At 66.3% G+C, this 18,028-nt stretch carries 14 protein-coding genes; all 14 read right to left on the bottom strand.

The features are described 5' to 3' along the window. Window positions 1-8 precede the first annotated feature (8 nt). The 14 genes from ppsR to bchF all read right to left on the bottom strand — a co-directional run bounded on the left by ppsR (window position 9) and on the right by bchF (window position 17,517). The gene (gene ppsR, locus Q0996_RS16775; RefSeq protein ID WP_299622261.1) at window positions 9-1,364 is read right to left on the bottom strand and encodes a transcriptional regulator PpsR; all 1,356 of its coding nucleotides are present in this window, start codon (window positions 1,362-1,364) and stop codon (window positions 9-11) included. Window positions 1,365-1,758: 394 nt separating this feature from the next. After that, a complete protein-coding gene (hemA, locus tag Q0996_RS16770) occupies window positions 1,759-2,997 on the bottom strand; it encodes a 5-aminolevulinate synthase (RefSeq protein ID WP_299622258.1) in 1,239 nt (412 codons plus the stop codon). Beyond that, on the bottom strand, window positions 2,960-4,183 hold the full coding sequence (gene puhE, locus Q0996_RS16765; RefSeq protein WP_299622255.1) for a putative photosynthetic complex assembly protein PuhE: 1,224 nt from the start codon (window positions 4,181-4,183) through the stop codon (window positions 2,960-2,962). Before puhE ends, hemA begins: the two co-directional genes overlap by 38 nt. A gap of 30 nt (window positions 4,184-4,213) precedes the next feature. After that, window positions 4,214-5,278, bottom strand: a complete 1,065-nt coding sequence (acsF, locus tag Q0996_RS16760) for a magnesium-protoporphyrin IX monomethyl ester (oxidative) cyclase (RefSeq protein ID WP_299622252.1) — start codon at window positions 5,276-5,278, stop codon at window positions 4,214-4,216. A 33-nt stretch (window positions 5,279-5,311) separates the two neighbouring features. After that, window positions 5,312-5,764 carry a photosynthetic complex assembly protein PuhC gene (gene puhC, locus Q0996_RS16755; protein WP_299622249.1) on the bottom strand — a complete coding sequence of 151 codons (453 nt, stop codon included), beginning with the start codon at window positions 5,762-5,764 and terminating at the stop codon, window positions 5,312-5,314. A gap of 16 nt (window positions 5,765-5,780) precedes the next feature. After that, on the bottom strand, window positions 5,781-6,470 hold the full coding sequence (gene puhB, locus Q0996_RS16750; RefSeq protein WP_299622246.1) for a photosynthetic complex putative assembly protein PuhB: 690 nt from the start codon (window positions 6,468-6,470) through the stop codon (window positions 5,781-5,783). Further along, the gene (gene puhA / locus Q0996_RS16745) at window positions 6,467-7,252 is read right to left on the bottom strand and encodes a photosynthetic reaction center subunit H (RefSeq protein WP_299622243.1); all 786 of its coding nucleotides are present in this window, start codon (window positions 7,250-7,252) and stop codon (window positions 6,467-6,469) included. The genes puhB and puhA overlap by 4 nt, the downstream gene beginning before the upstream one ends. A gap of 24 nt (window positions 7,253-7,276) precedes the next feature. Then, on the bottom strand, window positions 7,277-8,716 hold the full coding sequence (locus tag Q0996_RS16740) for a BCD family MFS transporter (protein WP_299622240.1): 1,440 nt from the start codon (window positions 8,714-8,716) through the stop codon (window positions 7,277-7,279). Beyond that, entirely contained in the window at window positions 8,713-9,414 is a 702-nt protein-coding gene (bchM, locus tag Q0996_RS16735; RefSeq protein ID WP_299622237.1) for a magnesium protoporphyrin IX methyltransferase, read from the bottom strand. Before bchM ends, Q0996_RS16740 begins: the two co-directional genes overlap by 4 nt. 12 nt (window positions 9,415-9,426) lie before the next feature. Then, window positions 9,427-10,338 (bottom strand): ferredoxin:protochlorophyllide reductase (ATP-dependent) iron-sulfur ATP-binding protein, encoded by a 912-nt coding sequence (bchL, locus tag Q0996_RS16730; protein WP_299622234.1) that lies wholly within the window; start codon window positions 10,336-10,338, stop codon window positions 9,427-9,429. Continuing rightward, window positions 10,335-14,051: a magnesium chelatase subunit H gene (locus tag Q0996_RS16725; RefSeq protein ID WP_299622231.1), complete on the bottom strand. Its 3,717-nt coding sequence runs from the start codon at window positions 14,049-14,051 to the stop codon at window positions 10,335-10,337. Before Q0996_RS16725 ends, bchL begins: the two co-directional genes overlap by 4 nt. Next, window positions 14,026-15,606 (bottom strand): ferredoxin:protochlorophyllide reductase (ATP-dependent) subunit B, encoded by a 1,581-nt coding sequence (gene bchB, locus Q0996_RS16720; RefSeq protein WP_299622228.1) that lies wholly within the window; start codon window positions 15,604-15,606, stop codon window positions 14,026-14,028. Before bchB ends, Q0996_RS16725 begins: the two co-directional genes overlap by 26 nt. A gap of 4 nt (window positions 15,607-15,610) precedes the next feature. After that, complete coding sequence (locus tag Q0996_RS16715) at window positions 15,611-16,921, bottom strand: ferredoxin:protochlorophyllide reductase (ATP-dependent) subunit N (RefSeq protein ID WP_299622225.1); 1,311 nt, start codon at window positions 16,919-16,921, stop codon at window positions 15,611-15,613. Then, window positions 16,918-17,517, bottom strand: a complete 600-nt coding sequence (bchF, locus tag Q0996_RS16710; protein ID WP_299622222.1) for a 2-vinyl bacteriochlorophyllide hydratase — start codon at window positions 17,515-17,517, stop codon at window positions 16,918-16,920. Before bchF ends, Q0996_RS16715 begins: the two co-directional genes overlap by 4 nt. Between the last annotated feature and the right edge of the window lie 511 nt (window positions 17,518-18,028).

The raw sequence follows: 18,028 nt of genomic DNA, 5'->3' as shown, positions 1-18,028 counted from the left end.
GTCGGCGCTTACGCTCTGTCCTCTGATGACGACGAAGAGCCGCCATCCAGGGCGTAGCGGTTCAGTTTCGCATAGAGGCTTTGACGGCTCAGACCCAGGAGCTCTGCGGCCGCCGTGCGGTTGCCGTTGGTCAGGTCGAGGGCCGATTCGATATAGTGGCGCTCCAGAATGCCGACAGTGTCCTTCACCAGCTCGCGCAGAGAGGTGTTGCCGATCTGCTCGGTCAGGGAACTCACCACCTTGCTCAGGTCCCGGTTGGGGGTGCTGTTGGTGAGCCGGCGGCTGACGTCGCGCAGAACGACCCCGACATACTGGGAGTCGCGCTCCCGCTCACCGCTCGCCGAAAGCTCGACCTCGGTCTCGGTGCCAAGCTCGCCGTGAACCGTCGTGGAGAAAAGCCGCACGTTGCCATGGCGCTGCACGTTGGCGAGAAGCACGGTCAAATCCGCGCCGGGCCGCCACAGCCAGCGGCTGAGGCTCTCGCCGATGACTGCGGACTCCGATCCCGCCTGCACCAGGTCGAGAAAGGCCTGGTTGACGCGAATCACGGTGCCGCGCCGGTCGAGCACGACGAAGGCATCGGGCACCCGCGCGATCAACTCGGCAATCGAAACGCTGTCGGCTTCGGGACCTGCCGGCGCTCCGCCGGATACCGGTGAGAACTGCAGCAGGAACATCGGGCCGGGGCCTGCGGTCATCAGCGAGGCACGGACCAGCCACGGCGTCCGGCTTTGACCCATATGGACCATGACGGCGGGGGCCTTGCCCTGGTCGCGGACCCGCTGGAGCATATCCTCGAAATGCCGGCGTTCCTTCGGCGCGACCTCCGCCAGGAACTCGCTGCCCTGTGGCGAAATGCCCAGCGCACGGATCGCTGCCGGATTGGCCTCTAGAATGTGCAGGTTCGAGGCACGAACCAAGAGCACCGCCTCGTTCGACGAATCGAACAGCAGGCGATAGCGCGTCTCCACCTCGCGAAGCTTCCAGTAGTCGCGCTCCATGGCCTGCTGCGCGGCCACGAGGCGCGACTGCAGCTCGGCCACGGCCTGCAGATTGCGGCCGATGGCAATGAGGCCCTCGCCCTCGCCAAGCCGGACGGCGGTGTATTCTATGGGAAGCTTGAGGCCGCTCGGGAAATGCTGGTTGAGCTGACGAAAGGCGGAGACGCCCTTGTCCCGCGCATCGTCCAGCATGTGCTTGATCTTGTCGCCGCCGACGTCGCCGACCGTCTCGCTCCAGGGGCGCCCGCGCAGGCTCTCGACATCGCTGTCGGGGATCGCCGGCGAAAGCGAGACACGCTGGATGGTCCCCTCCATGTCGAGATGCAGGGTGATGTCAGGTTGTGCGACGTTCAATCCATCCATGATCGATTGGGCTGCTGCGCCTTCCCTCAGGCATGATCGCGACCGGCGCCCATCGCCGATGGCATAAAATCCGACCGCCGCGGAATCCCGGAATAAGGACCCTCGGCGAAGCGATCAGGGTTCTCTCTAACCTGTTCCCCAGCACGCAGGCCTTATGCATGACGACCTGCTTATAAATGTTGTTTTACATGTTACGCCGAAGTCTGTCCATTATAGTGGACAGAGGCTGTCAGGGTGCAACCACAATTCACTGAAATGTTTGTGAATTCAGAGCAATAGTAACCGATTCACACCCCCTTTATGTTGTTATCCAAACCCCAACACAACCACCGATAGTCGGAGGCGAAGTTACCTCACGTCCGCCCGCCGGCTGGGTTTACAGGCCTCGTCGCTATCAGGCCGCCTCCCGGACCAGTTCGAACTCCGACCAGATCTCGCAGAGGGCCGCGACCAGGCGGTCCATATCGTCATCGCTGTGGAGCGGCGAGGGAGTCAGGCGCAGCCGTTCGGTCCCGCGTTCGACCGTCGGGTAGTTGATGGGCTGCACGTAGATGCCGTAGCGCTCCCACAGCAGATCCGTCACCGCCTTGCATTTGCAGGGCTCGCCGACCAGCACCGGGACGATATGGCTGTCCGAGGGCATCACCGGCAGGCCGGCCTGGGTGAGCAACCACTTGAGGCTGGCCGCACGCTCCTGATGACGGGCCCGTTCGATTTTGCTCCGCTTCAGATGGCGAACCGACGCCAGGGCGCCGGCAGCCACCGCCGGAGGCAGCGCAGTGGTGAAAATGAAGCCGGAGGCATAGCTGCGCACGAAATCGACCAGCGCGGCAGAGCCGGTGATGTATCCGCCGAGGACCCCGAAGGCCTTGCCGAGGGTGCCTTCGATGACCGTGACGCGGTCCATCAGGCCTTCGCGCTCCGCGATGCCGCCGCCGCGTGGCCCGTAGAGACCGACGGCATGGACTTCGTCGAGATAGGTCATGGCGCCGTAGCGCTCGGCCACGTCGCAGATCTCGGCAATGGGGGCGATATCGCCGTCCATGGAGTAGACCGATTCGAAGGCGACCAGCTTTGCGCGGTCCGGATCGAGGTCGGCCAGCTTGCGGGCCAAGTCTTCCGGGTCGTTGTGCTTGAAGATCCGCTTTTCCGCCCGCGAATGGCGGATGCCTTCGATCATCGAGGCGTGGTTCTTGGAGTCAGAGACGACGACACAGTCGGGCAGGCGCGCGGCCAGGGTGGTCAGGGCCGCCCAGTTGGAGACATAGCCGGAGGTAAAGAGCAGCGCCGCCTCTTTCTGATGCAGATCCGCGAGTTCCTGTTCCAGGAGCACGTGGTAGTGATTGGTGCCGGAGATATTCCGGGTTCCGCCGGCCCCCGCTCCGCAGCGATCGATCGCCTCGTGCATGGCTTTCAGGACGTCCGGATGCTGCCCCATGCCGAGGTAATCGTTGGAGCACCAAACCGTGACTTCGCCACAGGGCTCGCCGGGGTTCTCGCCCGGCTGTCGCGAAGGATGGCAGGTGGCCTGCGGAAACTTGCCGGCCCGGCGCTCCAGGTCGGCGAAGACGCGATAGCGCCCTTCCTGCCGAAGATCAGTAAGCTGCTGGTCGAAGAAGCTCTGGTAGTCCATTCTTCGTCTCCTTCCCACTTGGGTTCTCAATTCTCTGGGTCCGGCAGGCCGCGATGACGCAGCCCGCAATGCCGTTTTCCAGGGCCGGCCGGTCGAGGCCGCGGCCGATGGCTATGATCCGCGGGACCTCCTCCTCACCGGGGGCAAAGGCGGCCATGCTGACTTTTCCGCCGGCAAGGTCGAAATGCAGCCAGCCGCTCTCCGCGCGGGCGATGCCCTTGACCCGGTCGATCGCGCCGCCGGCGCCGGCCGCAATGCGGTGCAGGAATGCGTTGAGCGCCTCCGGATCGCAATCTCTGTCCAAGGCCGCGCTCCAGGTTTCCACGCCGAGGCTGGCCACGTTGTGATCCCCCTCTGCGCCGCGCTCGTGATTTCGGTCATGCTCCGCCGAGGGATCGTGCGTCTCCACGTCGAAGGGCACCGCCTTGCCGCGGGAGGAGAGCCACCAGCTCCAGAGCGAGGTGGCGGGCAGCGGCAGCACCAGGAACCAGTGCTCCAGGACGGCAAGGCCCAGCATGGTGGCCAGCAAGGTCAGGCCGGCGACCTCGAACGCGCTGGCGCCCGGCGCCACTACCAACAGCACCAGCCAGGTGAGGATGGCGGTGGAGACGGTGATCGATATGGGGAACAGCAGGTTCATGGGCTTCTTGGTGAGGAAGCCTTTCAGGAACTCCATGTGCTCGGGCAAAAACTCCTCGCTCAGATTGCGCACGCCGAGAAAGACGTTGAGCTTGGCACTCTGACGCATCCACCAGAGGATCATGAAGGTCCAGGTGCCCACCTGATTGGCGCCGTTCCAGGTGACGGCGACGACGATCACCGCCCCGGCGATGATGGCAAGCTCATGGTAGAGGATTGCTTGTATGGCGTGGCCGAAGTGCCGCCATCCGGAGCAGCCCTCAGGGCAGCTTGCTTTCCGCGGGCCCGTCACGAAGCCCATACAGAAACTGATCTCCTGCCAGCCCCAGACCAGGAGGCCGAAGGTAAAAGCCCAATAGGCACCGGCGACGCTGGTGTCGTTCTTGGTGACGGCGAGCCCGTAGACCGAAGCGGCCAGCAGGAGGGTGGCTCCCAACATACTCCAGCGGAAGGTGTGCCGCGGCAGACCATCCAGATAGAGGATCAGCCCGGTGGAGAACCACCAGACGAAAAGCGCGAAGAGTACGGGAAGGCCGTATTCTGTCATGCGCTTGCCTCTCGTCTCCCCCCTTGGCGGTTACCAGACCGGATCGAGCCGGACGTTCTGCGGCAGGGCGTGTTTGCGCGTCGGCAGGAGATAGAGCCGGGCAAAAGTCAAGGCGCCGGCGACCGCCAGCCCGGCGCGTTGCACGCCGCCGATCAGCCCACCCCTTTCCTTGGCGGCTTTGCTGGCCTCGGCGATACGCCGCAGACGCTCGAGGCCGGCGTGGAACGCCGGGTTGTCGAGATCGAGGCTCACCGGGAAGATCTGCTTGGAGATCTCCGTGGTGATCTCGAAGACCGTGAAGTCGAACTCGGTCGGATCGAGGCCGAGTGCCCGATTCAGCGCCGGCCGCGCGTGATCGCGCACATACATGGTGGCGAAGACGGCCAGCAGGAAGAAACGGATCCACAGCTTGTTGTGGCCACGCAGCAGCTTCGGATCGGCGCGCATGATCAGGGCGAAGGCCTCGCCGTGGCGGAACTCGTCGTTACACCAGGCCTCGAACCACTTGAAGATGGGATGGAAGCGATATTCCGGATTGCGCTCGAGCTGGCGATAGATGGTGATGTAACGGGCGTAGCCGATCTTCTCCGACAGATAGGTTGCATAGAAGATGAACTTCGGCTTGAAGAAGGTGTACTTCTTGGTCTTGCGCAAGAAGCCGAGCTCGATGCCCAGGTTGAAGTCCTTCAGGGCCTTGTTGATGAAGCCGGCATGGCGGGACTCGTCGCGGCTCATGGCCCCCATGAGGGCTTTGATGTCGGGGTTCTTCACCTTGGTCTTGATGTCGGCGTAGAGCACACAGCCGGAGAACTCCGCGGTGAGGGAGCTGACCAGGAAGTCGAGGAACTCCTCGCGCAGATCCTCCGGAAGGCTGTCGACATCGACGTTGAATTTCGGATCGCGGTCGAAATGATGGCGGTTGTTGTCCTCCTTGAACTCCGCCATCAGCGCATCCCACTCCCGGCGCACGGAACTGACATCCAGGCGGTCCATGGCCTCGAAGTCGGTGGTGTAGAAGCGCGGCGAGATGAGGTCTTCCGTGATCGCCTGGCGCGTCGTGACGTTGACGGCATCCTTGAGGCTGAGATCATCCATGGCGGTCTCCTCTGCGTTTGCCTGTGGCAAGCATCACTGTGTTTGGTCCTCTGACGCCAACAGCCGGGCGAAAGCGTGCAAATTGGTTGGTCCGAATCCGGCGAGTTGCACTTCGTTGCCGGTCGTCCGGTCTCGTAACGACAGGCGCCCATCGGTCCACCTGGTCAAGGTGTAGGGTGCGTCCAGTTCTATGGCTTGGCGCGTTCGTTCGCGGCCAAGGCCACGCACGATGCCAAGCAGAAAGCCCCCGTTCTCCGGCTCGAGGGTTGATGTCCCCGTATCGCTCAGAACGACGATTCTGCCGTCACCGCGCTCCTCGATACGCAGATCCTTGCTGGCGATCACTTCGGCCTCGGGAACGCCAACGCGCCCCAGGCCGCTGATCTGACTGAAGGCGGCCAGAGCGATCGCAATAGCAACCATGGCGCCGGCCGCGATCAGGACCGGCCGGGGAATGGCGTCCGCCTGGTGATGCGTCTCAGCCAAGGTAGTTTCTCCCTTCTCAAGAAGCCGCGGCGACCAGCGGGCGGCGCTGGCTGTCCGCGGAGGGCGCGGCCTGCGCGCGGCCCTCGACGGTCTGCAGCCCGGCTTCGGACTGTGCCGCGATCAGGGTTCGGACCAGGAGATCCGACACGGGGTCCGGATCCGGCAGGCAGCGCAGCGTCGGCTGCGGCCGCGACAGGTGCCAGGGCCGGGCATTGGGCCAGAGCGCCATATAGGCAATGCGCTCCTTCCCAATGAAGGTCATGGAGATATCGCCACTACCGTCCCGATGGAGCCGCTTGGCCGCCGTTGCGATCTTGGACAGCGGCAGGTTCACGGTGACATCCAAGGCAATGCCGGAGCGAATCACCACCCGCTTGTTGGTGATGGTGTAGACCGTGGAGCGGGCCGAAAGCCAAGCCAGCAAGCTGGGGATGGCAACGGCGGCGACGGCCAGGGGCGAGGCGATCAGCACGGCAACCGCGGCCGTGGCGAAGCCGCCGCCGTCGTGAAGCGTCGTCACGCCCTGCCAGAGCAGCAGCAACGTCACATAGACGGCGATCTTGCGGGTATGGAAGACGCGGCGCGCCAGGGAGCGCCAGGCCGGCGCACCCTGCCAGAGCATATGTTCTCCGGCTGGCAACTCCTCCGGCAGGCCGCGGACCGGTTCGAAGGCGAAATCGTCGTGGCCATGTGCAGCGCTGCTCATAGGATCGGCTCCTGACGCTGTGCCGTCGCATAGAGATTGCCGCCGGCGAAGTAGGCACAGATGCGGTCTTCTTCCAGAAGGGTCACCTGCTCCGGATTGCTGGTTGCAGGAATATCGGCGAACTGCGCGGCGGTGATCGCATTGATGCTCACCTGGCGCGGACCCTTCTTGCCGCCGGTCATGCGCACGCAGGTCATGGGCAGCAGGACGCGGCGCTGGCCCTCCGCGCCGGCGACCTCGGCCTCCAGGTAACGGATGAGGACCTCGGCACGGTCCACCCAGGCGTCGACCACCTTGCCGGCAACCTTCCCGTCGGCGGCGACCACGTCGCAGCCGCGCGGGTCCGGGTCGCGCGGCTCCAGGTAGAAGTCGCCGGCGACACGCAGGGGCACGATCTTCGGGGCGCCCTCAAGGGTCAGGTCCGGCGTGTCGGAGCGTTCCGCGTAGGATGCCGGCCCGACGGCATCGGTCATGGGATTTCCCGTGGGCATGAGCGGCGCGCCCGGGAAGTAGGACGACGGCTCAGCGTGCAAGGGGCGGGTGTCCTTTTCGGCGCGCGGTGCGGTCTGCGTGCCGCCGTGCGGCAGGAGGAAGGTCTTGGCCTCCGGCACACTGGGAAAGCCCTGCACGGTCACCCGGTCGGAGCGGTCCGATTCCAGGGGATAGCCTTCCCGCTTGTCCTCGCGCCGCAGATAGAAGATCAGCAGGGCGAAAAACACCCAGAAGAGATAGAGAGCGATCTGGGCAACGTCGATATAGCTGGTGAATGCGCCGGTTGGCATGGCAAACCTCCACAGACGAACGGACTAGCCGGGAAACTCGGCCAGCCCAAAGCGGTTCTTCGATGACGCGCCGTCTCTTTCTTTGGCGCGCACCAGGGGCCCGAGGGCGACGAGGGTGGCAAACAACAGGATGATTTCGATGTGGTAGACGGCGCCGTAGCCGACCGCCGGACCGGTGAGAACCGGGCCCAGCGCCCCGGCCGTCGCCAGTTCTGAGACGAGATCGCGGAGCATGCCGCCCAGGGCGATGGCGCCGCCGGCACAGCAGGCCTGAACCGCCCCCCAGGCGCCGAGCGCGATGCCGCTGTGGGCGCCCTGGGCCAGGGCCATCATGGCCGTCAGCGTGCCGACGGCGAAGAGCCCGCCGCCGAAGCCGATGAGCGCCGTGCCGGCGCGGAACAGCAAAGCCGAATGCAGCGGCGCGGACAGAATCACCAGGGCAAAGGCGGCGAGGCCGCAGACGGCGCCCCAACCCGCCAGGCGATGCGGTTCGGCGCCACGGCCCAGGCGGCGGGCGGCGAGGCCGAGACCGAGCAGCGTGCCGCCGGCCAGGAGGGCCGTCAGGACCGTCGTCGCCCCCACCGTGAGACCGAGGATCTGGCCGCCGTAGGGCTCCAGCAGAATGTCCTGCATGCTGAAGGCGGCGGTCCCCAGGCCGATGGCCACCAGCAGGCGCAGGACGCGGCCCTGGCGCACGAATCCCTGCCAGGTCTCGGCGAAGTCCGGCCGCGGCAGGGCCGGGTCGGTGCGCGCGGGATCGCGCACCTCCTGCTGCCAGAGCGCGAGGACGTTGAAGACCATGGTCACCACGGCCGCACCCTGGATCACCTTGATCAGCTTGACCGGGTTGAAGTCGGCCAGCAGCGCGCCAAAGACCAGGGCGCTGGCCACCATGCCGAGGAGCAGCATGACGTAAAGCAGTGCGACGACCCGCGGGCGCGACTCGGCGGGGGCCAGGTCCGTGGCCAGCGCGAGCCCCGCGGTCTGCGCCATGTGGAGGCCGATACCCACCATGAGGAACGCAAGGGCCGCGGCGCTCTGGCCGACGATCGGCGGCACGAAAATGACGTTGTCGCCGGAGAGCACCATCAGGGCGAAGGGCATGATGGAGAGGCCGCCGAACTGGATCAGGGTACCGGTCCAGATGTAGGGCACCCGCCGCCAGCCGAGCACCGATCGGTGATAGTCCGAGCGGAAGCCGATGAGGACACGCAACGGGGCGAAGATCAGCGGCAGGGCCACGGCCAAGGCGACGAACCAGGCCGGCACGCTGAGCTCCACGATCATGACCCGGTTCAGTACCCCGGTGATCAGAACCACGGCCATGCCGACCGAAACCTGGAACAGGGACAGGCGCAGCAGACGGCCGAGGGGTAGCTCCTTGGTTGCCGCATCGGCGAAGGGCAGGAACCTCGGCCCGAGCTGCTGCCATCCGCGGGCGATGAAGGTCTGCAGCCTCGTCATCCGCGCCTCAGTTCCACGGCTTGGGAGGTATAGAACCCGTTGACGACACGCTCGCTGTGGCCGATCTGCCAGCCGTCCAGACCCTCGGCCATCGCCAGACGGCGGCGCAGATCGATCTCCTTCAGAGGTTCGATCGCCGGGGCGCGATTGCCCCGCGGAAACAGGCGGCCCACCGCATGCATGACCGCCAGCGGTTTCGTGCGCGGCGCGAAGGTGAAGAGAAGGCTGCCGCCCGACCTCGCGGACAGACGCGTGAGCATGGCAACAGCGTCTTCGGCTTCGTAGTGGATGAGCGAATCCATCGCCACCACGTGATCGAAGGTGCCGAGCGCAGGGTCGGTCATGTCGCCGACCTGAAAGCGCAGCGACCCGGCGCCGAGATCGCGGGGCTGGCGCTCCTGCGCCAAACTCACCAGCGTGGGAGAGAGATCGACCGCCGTCACATCGGCCCCGCGCCGCGCCGCCTCAACGGCGAGCGCACCGGTGCCGCAGCCGGCGTCCAGCAGGCGCGTTCCGTGCAGATCCCGCGGCAGACAGCCGAGCAGTATGGAGCGCATGCGGTCCCGGCCCGCGCGCACGGTGGCGCGGATGCGCCCGACCGGTGCGTCGGAGGTCAGGCGCGACCAGGCCTCGGCCGCCGTGCGGTCGAAGTAGGTCTCGAGCTCGCCACGCCGTTCGATGTAAGACCCTGTCTGCACCACTGCCTCTCTTCAGTCGAAACCGAGAAAATCGAAGATTTCGCGATCCTTCATCGGGGCCGCCTCCAGCGGCTCGACGCCGGCCCAGAGCTGCTCTGCAAGCTGCAGGTACTCGCGTTTGACGGCATCGAGCTCGGACGACCCCTCCATCTCGAAGAGCGTCGACTTTTTCAGCCGGCTGCGCCGGATCACATCCAGGTCGGGAAAGTGCGCCAGGGTCCTGAGGCCGACCTGCTCGTTGAAGCGGTCGATCTCGTCGGTGGCCGCGCTGCGGTTGGCGATCACGCCGCCCAGGCGCACGTCGTAGTTCTTTGCCTTGGCGGTGATGGCCGCAACGATCCGGTTCATCGCGAAGATCGAGTCGAAGTCGTTGGCGGCGACGATCAGCGCCCGGTCGGCGTGTTGCAGGGGCGAGGCGAAACCGCCGCAGACGACATCGCCCAGAACGTCGAAGATCACCACGTCGGTGTCTTCCAGCAGGTGATGTTCTTTCAGAAGCTTGACGGTCTGGCCGACGACATAGCCGCCGCAGCCGGTGCCGGCCGGCGGCCCGCCGGCCTCGACGCACATGACGCCGTTGTAGCCTTCATAGACGAAGTCTTCGATGCGCAGCTCCTCGGGATGGAAATCGACCGATTCCAGGACGTCGATCACCGTGGGCATCAACTGCTTGGTCAGGGTGAAGGTGGAGTCGTGCTTGGGGTCGCAACCGATCTGCAGAACCCGCTTGCCGATCTTGGAAAAGGCCACCGCCAGATTGGAGGAGGTGGTCGACTTGCCGATCCCCCCTTTGCCGTAGACGGTGAAGACCTTGGCGCTGTCGATGGCCATATCCGGATCGAGCATCACCTGCACGCTGCCCTCGCCGTCGGGGCGCGAGCGGTTGCTGGTGAGGGTCCCGATGGGTTTGGTTGCGATGTTCATGCGGCTGCCTCCTGACCGACGCCTTCAAGTTTGTCCTCGAGGTCCTGCCCGGCCTTGCGCAGCGCGTCCAGGACGGCGGCGTCCGGCGTCCAGTACTGCCGTTCGTGGGCCTCCAGCAGGCGGTTGGCGACCTTGGCCGAGGCGATGGGATTGAGCGCGGCAAGGCGCTCGCGCATTGCCTCGTCCAGCACGAAGGTCTGGGTGATCTGCTGATAGATCCAGGGGCTGACCTGGCCGGTGGTCGCCGACCAGCCCATGGTGTTGGTGACATGCGCCTCGATCTGGCGCACCCCCTCGTGGCCATGCTGCAGCAGGCTCTCGTACCAGCGGGGGTTCAGCATGCGGGTGCGGGTTTCCAGGGCGACCTGTTCGTCCAGCGTGCGCACCTTTCCGCTGCCGTTGGTCTGGTCGCCGATATAGACCGGAACGCTGGCGCCGCGGGCGCGATGCACCGACCGGCTGATGCCGCCGAGAGTGTCGAAGTAGTGATCGATGGTCGTGACCCCGAGCTCGACCGACTCGAGGTTCTGGTAGGTCAGCTCGACATCGGCCAGCAGGCTGTTCATCAACTCGGTGCGCTGCGCGGGCTTGCCGTCGCGGCCGTAGGCGAAGCCCTTGCGCCGCGTGAAGGTGTTCGCCAGCTCGTCCTCGTCCTGCCAGCAGCCGTTGTCGATCAGGTGATTGACGTTGGACCCATAGGCGCCGTCGGCGTTGGAGAAGATGCGCAGCGCCGCTTCTTCGAGGTCGCAGCCCGTGGCCGCCTGGTAGGCGAGTGCGTGCTTGCGCAGGAAGTTCCGCTCCGGCGGCTCCTCGGCGCCGGCCGCCAGATAGGCGGCCTCGGCCAGCATTCTGGTCTGCAGCGGCAGCAGATCGCGGAAGATGCCGGACAGCGTGGCGATCACATCGATGCGCGGCCGCCCCAGTTCCTCCAGCGGGATCAGCTCGGCGCCGCAGAGTCTGCCGAAGCCGTCGAAGCGCGGCCGCGCGCCGATCAGCGCCATGACCTGGGAAATCGGGCCGCCTTCGCTCTTCAAGTTGTCGGTGCCCCACAAAACGAAGGCGATGGATTCGGGATAGGTTTCCCCTTCGGCCTGATGGCGTGCCAGCAGCCGTTCGGCCTGCTGTGCGCCCTCGGCGATGGCAAAGGCGCTGGGAATCCGCATGGGGTCGAAGCCGTGGAGGTTACGGCCTGTGGGCAGGATCGCCGGCGTGCGCAACAGATCGCCGCCGGGCACCGGCCTGATGAAGCCGCCGTCGAGTGCGTGCAGAACGGCCGGGATCTCATAGTCCTCGGTGAGCAGACAGTTGATCTCCCGCAGTTCCTCGACGCGGGCGCGATCCTCTTCGCTGTCCGGCCGGCCGCAGGCGGAGAGAACGGCCTCCGCCGAAGCGCCGTCGACCAGCGCCTCCATGGCAAGAGGTTGCGGCGCGGTGCCGGTCGCGGCCTCCATCATGGTCCCCAGCAACTCGACGCGCTCGCTGCGGGCCATGGGTTCGCCGACCACGTGCAGGCCGGCGGGAATGAGGGTGTCTTCGAGTTCGTGGACCTGTTGCTGCAATCCGTCGATCTCCGCTTCGCTGCTGCCGTCCCAGACCGGTTCGGCGGCAACGAGCTCGAGCGTGGCGGCCTGGGCCTGGATCAGGGCGGCGAGGCTGCCCCGCTCCGCCGCCGCCTCCGGCCCCAGCGCCCGCCAGCGCGTGAGCGAGTCCTGAAGGTCGACCAAGCCCTTGTAGAGCCCGGCGTGGCAGACCGCCGGCGTGCGGTAGCTGATCAGGGTCGCCGCCGCACGGCGCTTGGCGATGGTGCCCTCGGAGGGATTGTTGGCGGCATAGAGATAGATGTTGGGCAGATCGCCGATCAGCCGCTCCGGCCAGCACTTGTCGCTGAGACCGACCTGTTTGCCGGGCATGAACTCCAGAGCGCCGTGGGTTCCGAAGTGCAGCACGGCGTCGGCCCCGAAGTCCTCGCGGACAAAGCGGTAGAAGGCGGAAAAGGCGTGGGTCGGCGCGAAGCCCTGCTCGAAGAGCAGGCGCATGGGATCGCCCTCGTAGCCGAAGGCCGGCTGAATGCCCACGAAGACATTGCCGAAGCGCTCGCCCAGGACAAAGAGCGAGGCGCCGTCGCTCTGCAGGCGGCCCGGCGCCGGGCCCCACTGGGCCTCGATCTCGGTCAGCCAGCGCTCGCGGCGCACATGGTCGTCGGCGGCAATGCGCGCGTGGACGTTGGCATCGGTGCCGAATCGCTTGGCATTGCCACCGAGAATCCGTGACCGCAGCGCATCTACAGTGTCGGGCACGTCGACGCTGTAGCCCTCTAATTTCAGCCCCTGCAAGACACGGTGCAATGATCCAAAGACTGAGAGGTGCGCTGCGGTTCCGGTGCTCCCGCCGTTGGGCGGGAAATTGAACAGGACGATACCGACCTTGCGCTCGGCACGCGCCTTGTGGCGCAGGTCGATCATCCTGGCGACGCGCGCCGCCAGGGCTTCGGCGCGTTCCGGGTGGGCCTGCATGTCGCGCTTGCCCGGCGATCGGTCGTCGGTCTCGTGGCTGCGGCCGCCAAAAACCATGGGCGCGGTCGACCCGTCGAGCTCTGAGAGGGAGACCATCATGGTGGCCTCGATTGGCGTGAGCCCGCGCGATGAGGACTCCCATTCGTCGACGGTCTGGAACTCCAGGGCCTGCGCCGAGATGTAGGGGACATCCAAGGCAGCGAGGATTTCTTCCGCGGCCTTGGAGTCGTTGTAGGCGGGACCGCCGACCAGGGAGAAACTGGTCAGAGAGACGACGGCGTCGATCTGCGGGCGGCCCTCGGCAACGAAGTACTTGTCGATGGCCGGGCGCGAATCGAGGCCGCTGGCAAAGGCCGGGACGACCTCCAGGCCGCGCGCCTCCAGGGCCTCGATGACGCCGTCGTAGTGGCGGGTGTCGCCGGCCAGCACATAGGAGCGCATGAGCAGCAGGCCGACCCGGCGCACCGACCGCCCCTTCTTCCGGGGAAGCGCCTCCAGCGACTCGGATACACGGCCGGAAACCCGCGGGTGATAGAGCCCGACCTCCGGATAGGCGACCGGCAGGCTGGCCTTGAAGCGCCCACGCAAGCTCGCACGCGCGCCCGAGACATAGCGGTTCGCCAGGAAGCGCACGAGGTTCACCACGTTGGCCTCGGAGCCGGCGAGCCAGTACTGCATGGTGAGGAAGTAGGCGCGCAGATCCTGAGCGGTCCCGGGAACGAACCGCAGGATCTGAGGGAGGCGGCGTACGATGGCGAGCTGCTGGGCGCCTGCAGAGGCCCCCTTCTTGGCGCGCCCGCGCAGACGCTTCAGCAACGACACCGCCCTGCCGCCGCTGCCGTCCATGGAGAGCTTGCCGAGACGCGTCAACCGGATGATCTCGCCGGCGGACATGCAGCCGATCATGGCATCGCAGGTCTCGCGCCTGGCCTGCAGCCACGGCAGCACGGCCTGAACGTGGTCCTCCATGAACAGCATGGTGCAGACAATGATGTCACCCTGTTCGATGTCGGCGCGGCAGCGCTCCAGCGCCTGCGGGTCACTCCACTCGGTCGCCGCGTGCAGGGTGAGGGTCAGGCCCGGCAGGCTGCGCTTCAGGCGCCGCGCGGCACGCTCCGTCGCGCTGGCCAGGTGATTGTCCAGCGTGACGATGACGACGCGCAGGGGCGCCGTTTCAGCGGCCGTAGTGGGCTTTGGCATCGTAGAGAGTCTCAAGGGTGATCAGTGCTTTGCCGCCGTCGCGGGCAAAGCGCTCGGTATTGCGGCGGACCTTGCCGCGGACGAAGAAAGGAACCTTGCCGAGTTCCCGCTCGGCCTCGTCGGCCCAACGGATCTCGCTGTCATTGGCCGGCACCGCGTTGCCGACCTCGCCGTGGCCATTGACTGCCGGCGTCGCCACGGGCTCGGCGGCGTGCCCGAGATGGGAAGGCCGGGCGTCGGCGCCGAATTCCGCATCCTCCCGGAACATGCCGATCAGGTGCTCCTCCAGGCCCATCATCAAGGGGTGGACCCAGGTGTCGAAGAGCACGTTGGCGCCCTCGAAGCCCATCTGCGGCGAGTAGCGTGCCGGGAAGTCCTGCACATGGACCGGCGCCGAGATCACCGCGCAGCCGATGCCCAGGCGTTTGGCGATGTGCCGCTCCATCTGGGTGCCCAACACCAGTTCGGGCTGCAGCTCGACGATGCGGGCTTCCACCTCCAGGTAGTCGTCGGTGATCAGCGGCTCCACCTCGTAGCGCTCGGCGGCACTGCGCAGATCGCGTGCGAACTCGCGGCTGTAGGTGCCGAGGCCGACCACCTTGAAGCCGAGTTCCTCGGTGGCGACCCGGGCCGCGGCGACGGCATGGGTCGCGTCGCCGAAGATGAAGACCCGCTTGCCGTTCAGATAGGTCGAGTCGATGGAGCGCGCGTGCCAGGGCAGGCGCGATGAAGCGGTGTCGGGATGTGAAGGTTCTCCGCCGAAACAGAGCGCCTCGACTTCCGCTATGAAGTCCTCTGTCGCCCCCACGCCGATGGGCACCGTGGTCACCCGCGGCTGCTTGAAGGTCCGTTCCAGCCAGCGCGCGGCGGTGTCGGCCACCTCCGGATAAAGCACCACGTTGAAGTCCGCTTCGCCGAGGCGCGCCAGATCGGCGGGTCTTGCGCCGAGCGGTGCGACGACCTTCACCGCTACGCCCAGCGAATCGAGCAGGCGCGTGATCTCCTGCACGTCGTCGCGGTGCCGGAACCCGAGCGCCGTCGGTCCCAGGATGTTGCAGCTGGGCTTCTGCCCGTCCGGGCGGTCCCGCCGCGGCGTTCCGGGCGCCGGGGCCTGCGGCCCGGCAAGACCGCGCACCAGCCGGTAGAAGGTCTCCGCCGCGCCCCAGTTCTCCTTGCGCTGGTAGGAGGGCAGCTCCAAGGGGACCACCGGCACCGGCAGGTTCAGGGCCTTGGCGAGGCCGCCGGGGTCGTCCTGGATCAACTCGGCGGTACAGGACGCGCCGACCAGCAGGGCCTCCGGCTTGAAGCGCTCGTAGGCTTCCTGCACGGCGGTCTTGAAGAGGTTCGCCGTGTCGCCGCCCAGATCGCGGGCCTGGAAGGTGGTGTAGGTCACCGGCGGGCGCCGGTCGCGCCGCTCGATCATGGTGAACAGCAGGTCGGCGTAGGTATCGCCCTGCGGCGCGTGGAGCACGTAGTGCAAGCCCTCCATCGCGGTGGCGATCCGCATGGCGCCGACATGCGGCGGGCCCTCGTATGTCCAGACCGTGAGCTGCATGGCCCTAGACCGCCAGTGCCTGGCGGCGCTGCAGGGGCCGCGCAAAGAGTTCGGCAAGATCGCCGGCCTGCTCGTAGCCGTGGACCGGCGTGAACAGCAGCTCGATGGACCACTTGGTGGTCAGGCCCTCAGCTTCCAGCGGATTGGCAAGTCCCAGTCCGCAAACCGTGATGTCGGGACGCGCCGCGAGGCAGCGATCGAGCTGGCGCTCTACGTCCTGGCCTTCGCTCAGCTTTGCCGTTTCCGGCAGAAGCGCGAGTTCGGCGGCCAGGTGTTGCCGATGCAGATAGGGCGTTCCCACCTCCAGCGGCGTCATCGCCAGCTCCCGCGCCAGGAAACGGGCGATGGGGATTTCGAGCTGCGAATCCGGAAAGAAGAAGACGCGCCGGCCGGCAAGGACTTCGCGGTAGCGTGCCACGGCACGGTCGGCCCGCTCGCGGCCCGCCGCCGTGACCCGGCGGAAACGCTCCGGCTCGACGCCCCAGGCATTGGCAGCCGCTTCCAACCAGGCCGTCGTCCCCTCCGCGCCAAGTGGAAAGGGCGCCGGGAGGTGGCGCGCACCGCGTTCCTCCAGCGCCCGGGCCGTGTCGGCGAGAAAGGGCTGGGCCAGCAGAAAGCGGGTGGTCGGGCCGACCGCCGGGAGGGTCTTCGCCATCCTGGGTGGGAAAAAGTCGACCGGCCCGACCCCGAGGTCGTCGAACAGCCGTCGGAGCTGATCTTCGACCACATCGGCCAGGGCACCGACCACGAGCAGTGATGCCTTGCCGTCTTCGGGCATCGCGGGCAGGCAGGGCACCAGCGACGCCAGGCAGGCATCCTCGCCCTGCGTGAAGGTGGTTTCGATCCCGCTGCCGGAGTAGTTCAGCACCCGCACCGCCGGCGCGTGCTTGTGGGACAGCCGCTGAGCCGCCCGGGAAAGATCGAGCTTGATCACCTCCGAGGGGCAGGATCCGACAAGAAAGAGCATGCGGATATCCGGCCGGCGGGACAGCAGGCGCTCGACGACCCGGTCCAGCTCGTCGTTGGCGTCGGCAAGGCCCGCGAGATCGCGTTCGTCGATGATGGCGGTTGCGAATCGGGGTTCGGCGAAGATCATCACACCGGCGGCGGACTGGATCAGATGCGCGCAGGTCCGCGACCCGACCACCAGAAAGAAGGCATCCTGGATCTTGCGGTGCAGCCAGATGATTCCGGTCAGCCCGCAGAAGACTTCCCGCTGGCCCCTTTCGCGCAGGATGGGCCGTTCATCCGCATCGGCCCCAACGCCGCAGCCGTCTGCGGCGACCGGCGAGACGGCTGCGGCGGGACTGTTCATTTTGCGAGGCTTACCAGGCCGAGGGTCTCGTCGCTGCGCTGCCGCTCGAGTCGCGCGGCGCGCAGCTTCAAGACGAACTGGGCGGCGTTGACGACGTAGGTGACATAAGCCGCCAGTGCCAGCAGCATCAGCTCATAGGGAGCCAGCAGCCCGGCCAAGAGGGCGACCAGGTAGGCGGTGTGAAGCCCCAGCACCAGCATGCTGACCACGTCTTCCCAGAAGAACGCCGGCGCGAAGAGATAGCGCCCGAAGACGTCGCGTTCCCACAGCGAGCCGGTGATCATGATCGTGTAGAGCACCAGGGTCTTGACCACGATCGATCCCGTGGCGAGGGCGTAGCCTTCACCGGTCGCCAGGTAGGCCATCACCAGATAGACGCTGACCAGGAAGACCGCGAACTGCAGTGGTGCCAAGATTCCCTGCACCAGAGTCCAGCGAGAGCTGTCCCGGCGCCGGCGCTGCTCGGCGGTGTAGAGGGCCTTGCGAGTCGGCGTCGTCTTCAATCTCTCGAAGGTGCTGGCGCCGGCATGGGCTTGCCAGGGACAGCAGTCGAACGCTCCGATACAGCGATCGAGCACTCCGGACGCAAAGATCATGTTGCCCTCCCACCTGAGCGGTGCTCCTGGGCGCGCCGGCCGTCAGCCGGTCTTGATGCTGCGGAAGGTAAGGTGCTTTGCCTTGTCTGGCCTGGCCGGGTGACTGCCTAGATCCAAGCTGTGGGAGCCGGTCCGTTGTAAGGCCCCCTTGATCCCGTCGAGCCGCTTTCGTGCCAGGGTTGGAAGGTCTGCACCGAACTCCTCCCCACGCGCCCTCTGTTTTGTTGCGAAGACTCTAGGACGGCTTCGTTCCGAGTGTCAAGTTTAATAGACGTAAATTAAAATGGACATTCGACAATTTCGAGGGCTGCGGCGCGGGCCCGGCAGACAGACTCCGGCAAGCCGAGTCGCTCACGGGAAGAGCCGTTGCATTGCCCTCAAGACCGGCGGTACAGCAGTGTTTTTTCCACAGCCTGTGGATGAATGGGGGGCGGCGGTTCTGATCGTGTCCCTGCGGCCAAGGCCAAGAGCCTGCGTGGCTGCGGCTTCGCCGGTCCAACAAAGAGCCAGA

Origin of the sequence: Pelagibius sp. (genome assembly GCF_028289705.1) — a bacterium.
Classification (GTDB): Bacteria; Pseudomonadota; Alphaproteobacteria; order Kiloniellales; family Kiloniellaceae; genus Pelagibius.
Note: the sequence above shows the minus strand (reverse complement) of the source record. Positions and strands in the feature narration are given on the sequence as shown.